This window comes from Methanohalophilus sp. (assembly GCF_030156785.1).
Lineage (GTDB): Archaea > Halobacteriota > Methanosarcinia > Methanosarcinales > Methanosarcinaceae > Methanohalophilus.
This window is the reverse complement of sequence record NZ_JASGLW010000005.1, coordinates 108,482-120,964: the sequence shown is the minus strand read 5'-3', so window position 1 is coordinate 120,964 and position 12,483 is coordinate 108,482. Positions and strand designations below refer to the sequence as shown.

At 42.4% G+C, this 12,483-nt stretch carries 17 protein-coding genes, 1 tRNA gene and 1 CRISPR repeat array; all 18 genes read right to left on the bottom strand.

Annotation, left to right across the window (positions count from 1 at the left end; genetic code table 11):
* Nucleotides 1-94: 94 nt before the first annotated feature.
* Entirely contained in the window at nt 95-331 is a 237-nt protein-coding gene (locus tag PWQ49_RS04300) for a hypothetical protein (RefSeq protein ID WP_300608289.1), read from the bottom strand.
* Nucleotides 332-454: 123 nt separating this feature from the next.
* Nucleotides 455-1,606 carry an HgcAB-like fusion protein gene (locus PWQ49_RS04295; RefSeq protein ID WP_300608286.1) on the bottom strand — a complete coding sequence of 384 codons (1,152 nt, stop codon included), beginning with the start codon at nt 1,604-1,606 and terminating at the stop codon, nt 455-457.
* On the bottom strand, nt 1,603-2,253 hold the full coding sequence (cpaM, locus tag PWQ49_RS04290) for a corrinoid protein-associated methyltransferase CpaM (protein WP_300608283.1): 651 nt from the start codon (nt 2,251-2,253) through the stop codon (nt 1,603-1,605). The genes PWQ49_RS04295 and cpaM overlap by 4 nt, the downstream gene beginning before the upstream one ends.
* Before the next feature lie 159 nt (nt 2,254-2,412).
* Nucleotides 2,413-2,556 carry a hypothetical protein gene (locus tag PWQ49_RS04285; RefSeq protein ID WP_300608280.1) on the bottom strand — a complete coding sequence of 48 codons (144 nt, stop codon included), beginning with the start codon at nt 2,554-2,556 and terminating at the stop codon, nt 2,413-2,415.
* 199 nt (nt 2,557-2,755) lie between these two features.
* Nucleotides 2,756-3,646, bottom strand: a complete 891-nt coding sequence (argB, locus tag PWQ49_RS04280; RefSeq protein WP_300608277.1) for an acetylglutamate kinase — start codon at nt 3,644-3,646, stop codon at nt 2,756-2,758.
* Between the two features lie 26 nt (nt 3,647-3,672).
* A CRISPR array of direct repeats spans nt 3,673-3,932; the repeat unit is 37 nt; unit sequence GTTACCATACCCTATTTTCGCGGGTCCTCTTTTCAAC.
* A gap of 459 nt (nt 3,933-4,391) precedes the next feature.
* Nucleotides 4,392-4,475 (bottom strand) — tRNA-Ser (locus PWQ49_RS04275).
* A gap of 27 nt (nt 4,476-4,502) precedes the next feature.
* Entirely contained in the window at nt 4,503-5,507 is a 1,005-nt protein-coding gene (locus tag PWQ49_RS04270) for an RNA-guided pseudouridylation complex pseudouridine synthase subunit Cbf5 (protein ID WP_300608274.1), read from the bottom strand.
* Between the two features lie 21 nt (nt 5,508-5,528).
* The gene (gene cmk / locus PWQ49_RS04265) at nt 5,529-6,059 is read right to left on the bottom strand and encodes a (d)CMP kinase (protein WP_300608320.1); all 531 of its coding nucleotides are present in this window, start codon (nt 6,057-6,059) and stop codon (nt 5,529-5,531) included.
* A gap of 1 nt (nt 6,060) precedes the next feature.
* Nucleotides 6,061-6,681, bottom strand: a complete 621-nt coding sequence (locus PWQ49_RS04260) for a DUF106 domain-containing protein (protein WP_300608271.1) — start codon at nt 6,679-6,681, stop codon at nt 6,061-6,063.
* 26 nt (nt 6,682-6,707) lie between these two features.
* Nucleotides 6,708-7,355 carry an adenylate kinase gene (locus PWQ49_RS04255; RefSeq protein WP_300608268.1) on the bottom strand — a complete coding sequence of 216 codons (648 nt, stop codon included), beginning with the start codon at nt 7,353-7,355 and terminating at the stop codon, nt 6,708-6,710.
* 14 nt (nt 7,356-7,369) lie between these two features.
* Entirely contained in the window at nt 7,370-8,848 is a 1,479-nt protein-coding gene (gene secY, locus PWQ49_RS04250) for a preprotein translocase subunit SecY (protein ID WP_300608265.1), read from the bottom strand.
* Nucleotides 8,849-8,926: 78 nt separating this feature from the next.
* On the bottom strand, nt 8,927-9,361 hold the full coding sequence (locus PWQ49_RS04245; protein ID WP_300608263.1) for an uL15 family ribosomal protein: 435 nt from the start codon (nt 9,359-9,361) through the stop codon (nt 8,927-8,929).
* A 5-nt stretch (nt 9,362-9,366) separates the two neighbouring features.
* A complete protein-coding gene (locus tag PWQ49_RS04240) occupies nt 9,367-9,828 on the bottom strand; it encodes a 50S ribosomal protein L30 (RefSeq protein ID WP_300608261.1) in 462 nt (153 codons plus the stop codon).
* A 2-nt stretch (nt 9,829-9,830) separates the two neighbouring features.
* Nucleotides 9,831-10,463, bottom strand: coding sequence for a 30S ribosomal protein S5 (locus tag PWQ49_RS04235; protein ID WP_300608259.1), 633 nt, complete (start codon nt 10,461-10,463; stop codon nt 9,831-9,833).
* Nucleotides 10,464-10,472: 9 nt separating this feature from the next.
* Complete coding sequence (locus PWQ49_RS04230) at nt 10,473-10,994, bottom strand: 50S ribosomal protein L18 (RefSeq protein WP_300608257.1); 522 nt, start codon at nt 10,992-10,994, stop codon at nt 10,473-10,475.
* A 46-nt stretch (nt 10,995-11,040) separates the two neighbouring features.
* Nucleotides 11,041-11,487, bottom strand: a complete 447-nt coding sequence (locus PWQ49_RS04225; protein WP_300608255.1) for a 50S ribosomal protein L19e — start codon at nt 11,485-11,487, stop codon at nt 11,041-11,043.
* Nucleotides 11,488-11,489: 2 nt separating this feature from the next.
* Nucleotides 11,490-11,930, bottom strand: coding sequence for a 50S ribosomal protein L32e (locus PWQ49_RS04220; RefSeq protein WP_300608253.1), 441 nt, complete (start codon nt 11,928-11,930; stop codon nt 11,490-11,492).
* Between the two features lie 15 nt (nt 11,931-11,945).
* Nucleotides 11,946-12,476, bottom strand: a complete 531-nt coding sequence (rpl6p, locus tag PWQ49_RS04215) for a 50S ribosomal protein L6 (RefSeq protein ID WP_300608251.1) — start codon at nt 12,474-12,476, stop codon at nt 11,946-11,948.
* Between the last annotated feature and the right edge of the window lie 7 nt (nt 12,477-12,483).

The following is a 12,483-nucleotide window of genomic DNA, read 5'->3' as shown; positions in this document are numbered from 1 at the left end:
ACGGGTAGAAGTATCAACGGCATGTTCAGGAGTATGGCACCAGCTATTGCAATTATCTCCCCAAAATTGGATGAAAGGAGATATCGCGTAAACTTTAAGATATTGTTATATTCTCGCCGCCCTTCCTCAACACCCCAAACCAGACTTGCAAAGTTGTCATCCTCACAAGGATTTTTGTTTCAACCAATGCATCTTTCAATTCGAGGTCAAACGCCATTATCAACATCTTTTCCCTGCAGCATACCATGTGGCTTTTCAGACCAATTTCCTCTGCAACAGCCTGTGCAGTGAGAGGTGCTACCTCAGCATATTCTCCTATTCCTAAAAACAAAACACTGCAAAAATATTTAAAGAGAAATATAATTTCAACATTGAAAAAGTCAAATTTGTTACCTTGTCGTTTAAGCTTGCTAATCCTATTGTAAGTATAAAGAGAATAAATTTTGATTCACTCTCAGTTCTCCTTCACTTTCACAAGGCGTTTTCCCATGAGATTTAATTTAAATTTTCTGATGGTTTGCGGCAGTATTATTTCACCCTCAGGGCTTCTGAAATACAGGGCATTGAATGGACATTGAACGATACAGGCACCACATTGAACACATCGAACCGCCTCTGGCATTGCTGCAATATGTCGATTTCTATCCACTTCAAAACAGTTCCTTGGACAAACCTGTTCACAAAAACCACAGCCATTACACTTATTTTTATCAAGAGCAACTTTTAAAAATCGATCTTCAGTCAAACTGCTTTTGTATACCGGAGTACTGCCCATCAGATCAAGGCTTAAAATGAGAACAACAATGAGCGAAATAAATCCCCATGAAAAAATAAAACGCCAGCTGAAATCTCCAATCAAAACACTATAAATAACAAGACAAAGTACGACAATCCCCCATAGAATTAGATGAAATCCGCTCCGGCTAAAATCAAAGAAAGCAATGCCAATCCGCTTATCCTCAGAACTTAGATAGTCAGCATAAAGTGGAAAAGATACAAAGATTGAAAATGATAAAAACCATATCAGTAATGTAAGAGAAAAAACAGCCGAACTCCAAAAAATACTCATGATGGGGATCATGATGACAGTGATCGGAAATGCCCATGCTACAGCCATCTCGACACGTTGCACCAAAGAAAACTTCACTTTCCGCATTTCCACCGTTTTTTTGAAATTGTTTTTTATAAAATGAGGGAGATCATCTGCATAAACCGGCCCCCACGTTACCTTCCATCCAGTTTTTTTCTGTATAATATTACCTTCGATACTCGTGGCTGCAAGCTGGGGTAGTATTACATTTCTGTGATCTACAATTTCTTCAATACCACTTGTTTTCAGGACTGAAACAACATCGTGATTTGTGAAAAGACCGCCTGCAGCTGAACACCAGACGTTGATCCCTCTGCTGTTGGCAACAAGAAGATTTACATCCATACCATCCAGTGCCCTTCTTACTTTCTCTACAGTCAGATGATAATTGCAGGTAAGAATAACAGGTGAATTGCTGTCAGGATTCCCTATTTTAATCAAACCCGTTTTACAGGGTATGGGAATAAACCTCAGTAATGTTTCAACAAGATATACTATAAGATAATGTAGATTCATTTCGTTGTCTCTTCCGGTCGCCTTGCCACCAGTTCAATAAAATTACCCATTTTGTTAAATCTGACAGACTCTATTTGCAAACCTGCTTCTTCCACTCTTTCCGGTAGGTTCCTTACGCTATTTGTAGTGGTTTGTGCAATAAGATAAGTGATTATTACAAGAGGAATTTTTATCAACCAATTAACTATTCTTTTGAAGATATTTTTTGGTCTTACTTCATCGGCAATGAGCAGAAAGCCGCCTATCTTCAGTATCCTTTTTGCTTCTTTTAAGGTAAAACCTAATTCATCTTCACTCAATTCAGAAAAACAAAGACCACTCATAACAACATCATAACTTTCCGATTCTTCGCTTCCAAGTTCAGCAACACCCATCTCACATAACTCTATGTTTTGTGTAAGTCCTGCCTCATTTGCCCGATTTTGTGCAATTTCCAGCATTAGTGGGTTGATATCTATCCCTTTCACCTTTGCATTTTTCTGAGCTGCTCTTAGTGTCAATGCCCCGCTACCGCACCCGATATCAAGAACCTTCTGCCCCTTTATTATATAAGCTGTTAAACGATCATAAACCCCATCCAGTCTCCCTAATGTGAGAATTCGGATACCCATGTCATACCTGCCCGGGGAAGATTCAAGTATTTTCATTAATACGTACGTGCACATGTGGATACTTCATTTTTCAAGTTATTTAGTTGATTGTAGATTTTACCTATCATATCAAGTGAATTCAACCATACTCTCTTGATATCCATGATTCTGGATTAGATTCTATGTACCGTATGACATCCTTCGTTTTTTCTTGTGTCAAGTTAAGCTGCTCTCAATCTTGTGGGACTTGTGAAGCTTCTTAAAAGCCGTTGCGTACTCGTTGCGACGAACCTGCGAATTCATATCCCCTTCAATTCCCCAGCCTTCGCTCCCTTTTAAAGGAACTGACGGCATTTTCACAGCCAGTATTCAACATTATGTATTAATATATCTTATATATTGTCGCAATTAGCTAATTACCAATCAGCATATCCCAAAAGGGAAAAAAGTTATACAAAATGATATTGCTGCATACGGGAACAGGAATGAGACATGAAGATACAGAGATTTCTGCAGATTATGTTTTGCAGAACTTTCGGGTGCATGGTAACCCATTAAGTCAGAATACCATCGTGCCTATTCCGCGGTTTGTGAAGAGCTCAAGTAACAGGGAATGAGCAACACTTCCATCTATTATATGCACTCGTTCCACGCCGTTTTCAACACTGTTTGCGGCACTGCGCATCTTTGGAATCATTCCACCTTTGAGTATTCCTTCTGAAATCATATCCTCAATTTCAGATGCACGTACTCGTGAGATACGGGTTGATTTGTCTGAAGGATCTTTCAGCACACCCGGAACATCTGTCATCAAAATAAGTTTCTTTGCATGAAGGGCTTTGGCAATATCTCCTGCCACCGTATCAGCATTGATATTAAGTGCATTGCCTTCGCTGTCCATTGCGATCGGTGAGATGACTGGAATATATCCTTTCTCGGTGAGGATATAAATTAAGTCAGGATTTACAATTTCTGTGTCCCCTACCCAGCCAAGGTCCACGCTGTGTTCTTTGTCATCTATCAATATTTTCTGGGTGGGTTTTTTGCGGGCGATAATCATCTTACCGTCTTTACCTGAAAGCCCGATACCTTTGCCTCCATGCTTTCCAATGAGTGATACAATACGCGTATTGATGTTCCCGACAAGCACCATCCGTGCAATTTCCACAGTCTCATCGTCGGTAATGCGAAGTCCGCCAATGAACTCAGGTTTCTTACCAAACTTCTCCATTTTTTCCGTAATTTCCGGGCCACCACCGTGTACAATTATCGGATGGATGCCAACATAGCGAAGAAGTACAAGATCTTCTACAATCGCACTCATTATATCAGGATCCACCATTGCATGGCCACCTACCTTAATAACCATATAGGAGCCATAAAAATCCCGAATATATGGCAAAGCCTCTATCAAAACTTTTTCAATCTGGCAATCTGGCAGGTCTGACATAGGATTTAGATTAAAATTAAAGTGCTTAAATGTTACCATACCCTATTTTCGCGGGTCCTCTTTTCAACGTATATCAACAGGTGCCAAATTGAATTGGTTTGCAAGGTTACCATACCCTATTTTCGCGGGTTCTCTTTTCAACTCACTTAAGTGGGAACAAAAGAAACACAAGGCAAAGTTACCATACCCTATTTTCGCGGGTCCTCTTTTCAACGCACTGCACAATACTTCTCATCCGGCACATCTGGTGTTACCATACCCTATTTTCGCGGGTCCTCTTTTCAACCCTATGTAATTATTCCTTTAAATAGATTTTTAAGACCTTAAAAGGCTTCTTTTTTGCCCTGTTATGTGCAAACCTATTTTGTACTGAACCCTTTATAAAGGTCTGAAAATCGATATCAAGCGCCAGTGCCAATTTTTACTTGCGAACTTTATAAAAACATCTTCAGTAGCCATCATCGTAAAAATCAAAGAATAGTTCGAAATAGTTCGATAGTCACTAAACGGCTAAAATGTATCAGAAATTGTCTTAAAAGGGCATTTATTATGTGCAGACCTATTTTTCAGGAATCCATTTATAAAGGTCTGCACAATTTGCTGGAAATCTAAATAAATGGAATTCTTTAAAGATAGTTCACACTACATGAACAACATGAAATAGAAATAACTGTATCGCAACCGATGGGATGAGTGTAATTTGTACTCCATAATAAGCAGAATCAAATCAAGAAGAGAAGCAGAGCGCCGAGGGGGAGATTCGAACTCCCGAGGGGTCTATGCCCCACAAGCTTTCCAGGCTTGCGCCCTACCACTAGACTACCTCGGCATGAAATTAAGAAATTAAGTTGAATATTCAGTCGCAACCTTGCGACTTTGACTTCCATCCTGATGGGTAAATATCCGCATCCATTATTACTCTTTCGGTGATTGCACAGATTCCATGCTCACTAATAAGGATTTCCTCTGCGCTCATCTGTGACCTGCAAAGTGCAACTACCTCACCCTTCTGTGAGAAAATACATGCCAGAGAATCTTTTTCAAGCGACTCATCCACACCAACAACACCCACCACAGCCAGTGCAGCCCCATGGCAGATTGCATTTATTGCAGAATCCCGTATTGTGATAGCAGGCAAATGAGTAAGTCCTTCTTCCATCGGTTTTACGACTTTGCGCAACTCATCCTCACACCCCTCCTCTTTCCAGAGTACATAGGCATCCTTAAGATCGTGTAAAGTAACCGCAGTACTTTCATCAAAGGGACCTGTGGAAGTCCTTATCAATTGCTGCATATGACCGCCACAACCAAGAACCAGACCAATATCGTGACAGAGTTTGCGTATGTATGTCCCTGCCTCACATCTGACTTTCATGAGAACTAATGGACCTTCAATATCCAGAACCTCAAGGGAATAGATATTCCTGATTCTCAGGGAGCGTTTTACCGCCGAAACAATCGGAGGGGTCTGATAAATAGGCCCTACAAATTCCTCACATACGGCTTTTATACGTGAGTGAGGCACCTCCTTATGCAACCGCATCATGCAAACATATTCCTTTGCAGAAAGCCGCAGAACAGAAACAGCCTTGGTGGCTTTCCCAAGCATAATAGGCAAAACACCCGTAACCTTCGGATCGAGGGAACCTGAATGGCCTGCTCTGGGTAATTCCAGTATATCACGAACCCATGCAGTCACTTCATGACTTGTAGGCCCTGCGGGTTTATTGAGATTCACAACCCCGTACATCAGATGCTGCCTTATAGGACGCTGATAAGGATCACAACCATAACGCAAATCCGTAGTTGCATTTGCTTTTAAAAGATGACCACGCCTTTCAAAAAATAAAGATTTCGGCATTTCCTACCTACCCTCCATGGTTTAGGAAAAACCGCCTGTAGCATCAATTGCTGCAGAAATAATCATACCAATTCCATACGGATCCCACCGCGTAGAATCTATAACAAGATCATAGATAGAAAGATCGTTGATGTCAATTCCATATATTTCCTGATATCTCAATGCCTCTGATGCTTCCCTCTCTATGGTTTCAGAAAGTCTGACTTCAAAAGAAGAACCTTCCCTTTCCACAATTCGCCGGACACGCACTTCCTGAGGAGCTTGCAACCAGATACGCAAAGCATCTTCTGCCATATAACCTGCAAGCCTACCCTCAAGAATGATATTGTCCTGCTCATGGGCAATGGTTTTTTGCCTCTCGTCAATCATCCTGTCAATTGAAGGATCAGATTCTGCAAGTTTCCCGAATTCTGCAAGAGACATGGAGTGCTCTTTTGCAAGGGTACGGAAAACATCCCCTGCTGAGATCATCTCAACTCCATACTTCTCCGCCAGCAATTTTGCTGTGGTGGTAGTCCCGCTTCCTGGTAGTCCGCTTACGGTAACAAGCATCTCAGACGCCGCCAATATTCAGGGCTTTCCTCACAACCTGGCTTATAGCAAGAGAGGTTATAAAGTACCAGAATATCCAGTGCTGGATTGGACCGATTACAGTATCAACAAGAAGCACCTCACCCCAGAATGGAAAAACCAGGGATGCACCCTCGTGGAGATTAATGTAATGATACGCCCACATGAACAAGGGAAGAGAAATAATACTGATGTATGCCATTGGCTTAAATTGTTGCTTTGACATTTCCATCTGGTCCCCCATCATTTTAGACCGTTCCTCTTCCAGTTTCTTGATCATATAATTGTTCTGGGAAAGCTGAGCCTCACGGAATTCTTTCTGGAAAGCTTTCATCTTTTCCTGCGTACTGCGCATCAATTCCCAGTCAATGGTGTATTTCTGGATCAGGGATGCATACAAAGCAGTAATTCCTGCCATGATGAAAAGAACAATGTGGAAATTGGATTCTCCCACCAACGAAATAAGAGGATCCATCAGCCTTCCTACCATAGTACCGATTGCTTCTCTTCCTTCGGTACCAAGCAGCACAATCCCTAACATCAGGGAAATTCCGAGAGCCAAAGTGAATCTTTCAATCAGTTTTTTGAAATGTGCTGTTACCAAATCGATCATCCACCGCTCATATATGATTATTTATACTGATCCAGTACATTAATAATTTGTCCGAAAACTTCGTCAATGCCACCAGTACCATCGATATTTACCAGAATGCCCTTTTCCTCATAATAATCAATGAGTGGCTGAGTATTCTTCTTATATGAAACAAGACGCTGTCGAATCACATCTTCCTTATCATCGTCACGCTGATAAAGTTCTCCTCCGCAAACATTACAAATTCCTGCTTTCTTAGGAGGATTGAACTTGATATGATAGCTTTCACCACATTTACAGCTGTAACGACCTGAAAGTCTTGTAACTAATTCTTCGTCAGGAACTGTAATGTTTAGTACCACTTCAAGAGGCATATTGATATCATTCAAAATGCCAGAAAGTGCATCTGCCTGAGGAATAGTCCTTGGGTAACCGTCTAGCAAGAATCCGGCCTTGCAGTCTGGTTCAGCAAGCCTGTTTTTAATTATACCGATCAAAACATCATCGGGAACAAGTTCGCCTTTATTCATATATTCAGCTGCCTTCTTACCGAGATCGGTTCCTTTCGATACATTTGCACGAAGGATATCCCCAGTTGAAATGTGGGGAATACCATAGTGCTTTGAAAGTTCCTTGGCCTGGGTGCCTTTACCTGCACCCGGTGGCCCGAATAATACAACATTCATTTTTTAGCCTCACATTACTCCTGTCCGAAGAACGAACGCATCATCGGATGCATTTCCATCAGCTGCTCGGAAGCAATGTCCTCATAGAGACGATATACAATGCTTACCGTAAGCAACAAACCAGTACCTCCTGCTCCTCCAAGTGTACCCATAAGACTTGCAATCAGAGTAAGAGCGCCTATAAAAGCACCACCGATTACTGTTACTTTCGGAATATATCTCAACATCACTTTTTCAATACTTCCAACATTTCTTCTAAACCCGGGGATCTGCATACCGGAATTAAAAACTTTTCTCGCTGTTGGTTTCGCACCCATGCCTGTTGTCTCAATCCAGAAGAGTGCAAAGATAATACCCCCAGCAATCAGGATAAAAGCATCCATAAAGACATGTAATCCAATCTGCCAGGTTGCAGGGGCTGCATAACCATAACTTGCAAAGTTTTCTCTTACAAGAGAAGGAATCCAGTCGTAAGGACTATTGATAGGTGCAAGGTAATACATTATCCCGTTCACTGGTTTGGAACCTGAATATTCACCCAGTACAGTAATTCCACGACCAGCAAGAAGCAAACCAATCAGTTGAATGTTAGCCTGCAATGCACGGACCAAAATCATTGGAAGTACTGAAGCATAAATCAGCTTTACAGGGAATCTTCCTCTAGCACCTTTTACAGCACTGTGTGAAAGGGGAATTTCAATCCTTGTACTCTCTACAAATACAACAATAAGAAAAATAGCTACAGTGCTTACCAGAGCCAAAAGTCCTCCATTAACAAGCATAAATAATACGCCATCTGCAGACAAGAGATAGCCTGCATCCACATTCTGTGCTATGTAGAGCCATTTTGGAATTATACCAACAGGCAACCCAGATGAATCAGGAATCCAGTTAATTAAACCTGTTACAATCTGCTGTGAAACTCCTGCAACGATGAAAAGTCCCACACCTGAGCCAATACCCCACTTGGAAACAATTTCATCCATGAAGAGAATCAATACTCCACCTATGCAAATTTGCAGGAATATAATGAAAGTAACAACACCCAGTCCAACTCCCAGCGAAGCAGCAATATTTGGGTCCGGCAGGATGTATCCACCAAGAATCTGTGGAAGAGCTTCCACTACAATCATTACAAAGACAAGGAATTTCTGTGCTCCCTGAAAGAGAGCCTGATCTGCTGGATCAGACATATTGAGTTTAATAACGTCTGCCCCCACAAGCAGCTGCAGCACAATAGATGCAGTAACTATTGGACCAATACCCAGAAGCATCAGTGAACCTGAAGCACCGGCAAAGAAAGCACGGTATTGCTCAAATAGGTCAATCGAACTTTCAGATAGACCAAACAGAGGAACATTAGCAAGTGCAAAATAAAGTATCAATATTGTAAGCGTCCACATCAATTTGTTCTTAAAATGAACATGTCCTTCCGGACCAGCTACAGCCGGGAGCCTATTAAAAAACGGCCCAAAAGTCTCTCTTAAACTCATTACTACACCCTTTTGTCAAATATCCAGTAAACTAATTTTTTAAAGTGGCATGGATATTGGAGTAATGCCATTTAGGCATTACTCATCGATCCCAATACAACTGCCACCTGCAGCTTCAATTTTATCCCGGGCCATAGCGGAGAAGCTGGCGGCAGTTACTACCATGTTCTTTGAGACCTGACCTGTCCCGAGGACCTTTTCGATTTCAAGATCCTCAAGATCTATGTGATATACACCATCTTCATATTTTGCAAATCCATCTTCTACAAGCTGATCTGCAAGTTCATCAAGCTCACCCACGTTCACAATAGAAACCGAGTTAATGGATTTAAGCGGACGCTTGAATCCATGTTTGCCGCGAGTGTAACCACCCATTAACGCAAGGACATAATGGTGTTTTACTCCACCACTGCGTCCACGTCCACCACGGTTTCCTGCACCACGCCTGTTTTTGGTAGTACCTCCACCACATGTACGAGAGCCTCTGAACTTTTTGGTTTTAGTTTTGCTCATACGGTTCACCTCATTTTATTCAGGAGCACAGAGATCTCTTTACCGTGGTTTCCAAGGATTCCACCCTGCTGGAAGGTTTTCTTAATACCTGCATGCCCTTTTCTTGGTGGATGTAACCTGAAAACCGGTTTAAGACCGGGTATATCTTTCAAACTTGCTTTTCCTTCAATAACAGCTTCTGAAAAAGCATTAATTGAATCAAAGTCAGTATTTTCGACCACATATGCATCCGTAAGACGAGCACCGCCTTCAAGCCTACCACGGTTTGTAAGCATCTGTGCAAGATTCTCAGCGTCAATCTCTCCATATGCAACATAGTCCTTCACTTTCTGGAGCATCCCCCTGTTGTGAGGGTTGTTTTCCAGAATCACACAGTGGTTTAACCTGTGAAGGCGCAGCATGGAAAGGGTATCTGCAATGGAATCCCTTACATTTACACTACCGCGTACCCTAACAACTGCGTACATTTTCAGACCCCCTCAACATAGGATTGTGGAATACGGATTGTACTGGTATTCACGAGTGCATTGTAAGTTGCCTTGGCAAAGTTAAGGGTAGTTCTGGTCTGTCCTTCGGTTCTGGTCCATACATCCTTGATTCCTGCTTTCTCAAGCACTTTACGTGCTGTGTCACCAGCTGCAAGCCCAAGTCCACGAGGTGCAGGTTTTAGTTCAACTATAACACTGCCCGCTTTCCCTCTTACTTCAGAAGGAACAGTATGAGGCTTTCCACAACCGCATTCCCAAGAGCCGCAACCGCGGCGAACCTTGGTAATGTTAATCTTTGCGTTCTCGATTGCCTTCCTGATAGCCGGACCGACCTGTACATCCTTAGCCTGTCCAAGACCTACATATCCATCACCATTACCGACAATGACTGTAGCCCTGAATTTCACACGACGTCCTGAGTCAGTCATCCTCTGGACCATATTGATATCGAGGACTTCGTCTTCAAGATCCGGTAAGAGAATATCCACAATTTTGGATTCCCTGATTGGAAGACCGGAGTCAATAGCTTCATCCATTGAAGTAATCTGGCCCTCAGAAACAAGTACTCCAAGCCTTGTTTTGGGAACCCATTCATCTTCATATTGATATGTCATATAATCACCTTAGCTGAAATCCGAAAGGATTTTCTCTTTTGAAGCATCGAACATTTCCGAGAATCCCGGAATGTCCATGTGCTCTGCTATGTGTTCTCCACGTACCCTTTCTTCATCAGGGAATACGGATGGATTATGAGGTATATCCAAACCTGCATCCACTGCACCCATAAGTGCCGCATAGACACGACAACCGGGTGAAGGGGAATAAAGCCCCATATCAAGAACTCCGCTCTCATATCCTTCCTTAAGAGCCTTCTTACCAAAAAGAAGACCTGTGAGATATGCAGCAGAGGTGTTTCCTGTGGATCCCTCATATCCATATTTCTTTAATTCTGTTGAAATTGCTGAAACAAGGGTATAATCACCTTCTGGTTTAGGCTCCACAAGTTGCATGCGAATATGCTTTGCACTTCTGCGGATAACCAAACGGTTTTGCCTTGAAATAAGCAGTTTGAGGCGCTGATGATAATCAGTCCTTCCCTCCCTTCGCCTTCGGAAAGGTACTTTATATCTGGGTCCTGTTGCCATTATGAATCCTCCAGATTTATATTATACATAATTGATAGCTCCGCGCTCATTCCTCTTTATCCATCGCAAGGTGTGCTTCAAGATGGGCAACACTTCTGTATACACCACCTTTTGCCTTGCGGTATGCAAGACAATAGGTAGACCTATCAAGTTCACCTTCATCGCGCATTTCCTTAAGTCTCCTGCGAAGAGCACGGATTTTCTTCATCCACTGCTCTTTGCGTGGATTCCTGGCACCTTTGCGTCCCTTTCTGGAACCGTGCCCTTTGCGATGTCCATACTTACGTTTGGCGTCCCTTGCCCTTGCACGACCTCTGCTTACCCCACGGACTGGAGCAGCTTTTATATGGCCTGCATTTATAAGACCACGAATATCCTCACGAGTAATTGCGCCTGCGATTTCCTCAGAAGCATTCGGATCCAGCCATACACGATTCATTCCACAGCCAAGGATCTTAGATGCAAGTTTCTTCTGGTTGGTGAGATTTGACATAATTACTCACCTCTCAAAGGATTCAGGATTTTAATCCCAAGTTCTGCAGCTTTTGATTCAATGAGAGCTTTTTTGCGTCTGCCTACTTTAGAAGCAATGCGAATTGCTTCAACTTCAACATTCACCGAATCAACATCGTTCAGATTGTACACAAGGACTTCAGCATAACCGGATGGATGGAGGGCCTTTACAGCCTTTGGGCTACCATAGCCAATCTGGGCAATGGCACCTTTTGCCTTGTAGTGGCGGCGCTGTTTACCCTGTAAACCACGGGGACGTCTCCAATTGGAATCCAGACGCTTGAATTTATGATGATTTGCTCTTCTGAAAGTCGGCTTGCTGCCTTTCTGGACTTTCCTTACTTTGAAAAGTTTTTTCTGTTTCTCATCAGTGAAAGTCCTACTTCCGGAAGAACTTGCATTTGCAGCATTGTTAGTTCCCATTCAGATCACCTACATTCAAATCTTCTCAACTATATAGACTCCATCCTGGAAAACACGGGGATCAAATCTCTTAATCCTTGTAACCTGCTCAATGTTAGAAGCAGTCTGTCCGACATCTTCCTTGTTGATGCCAGTAACCACAACTTCGTCAGAACCTGTTTTCACCTTGGTTTCCCCGATGATTTTTGCAGATCTCGGGTTCTTTTCCCCGAGGAAATTGCTGATCACCAGTTTATCGCCCTCAACTTTTAGTTGCATAGGGAAGTGAGAATATACAACTTTAAGGCGATATTCATATCCATCAGATACTCCTTTCATCAGATTGGCTATGTGGGATGCAATTGTCCCAACCATCGCTTTCTGCTGTTTGCGAGTAGAAGTGGAATCAACGACTACTTCCGAATCGTTTATGGTTATTGTAATCCCAGGATACCACAACTTCTTTGTATTGGTTCCTTTCCCGCCTGTAGCAGTAAATACCCTATTTTCATAGGAGACATTTACCCCTTCAGGAATTGGGATGACCTTTTTCATCTCTTTAGCCATAGTAACT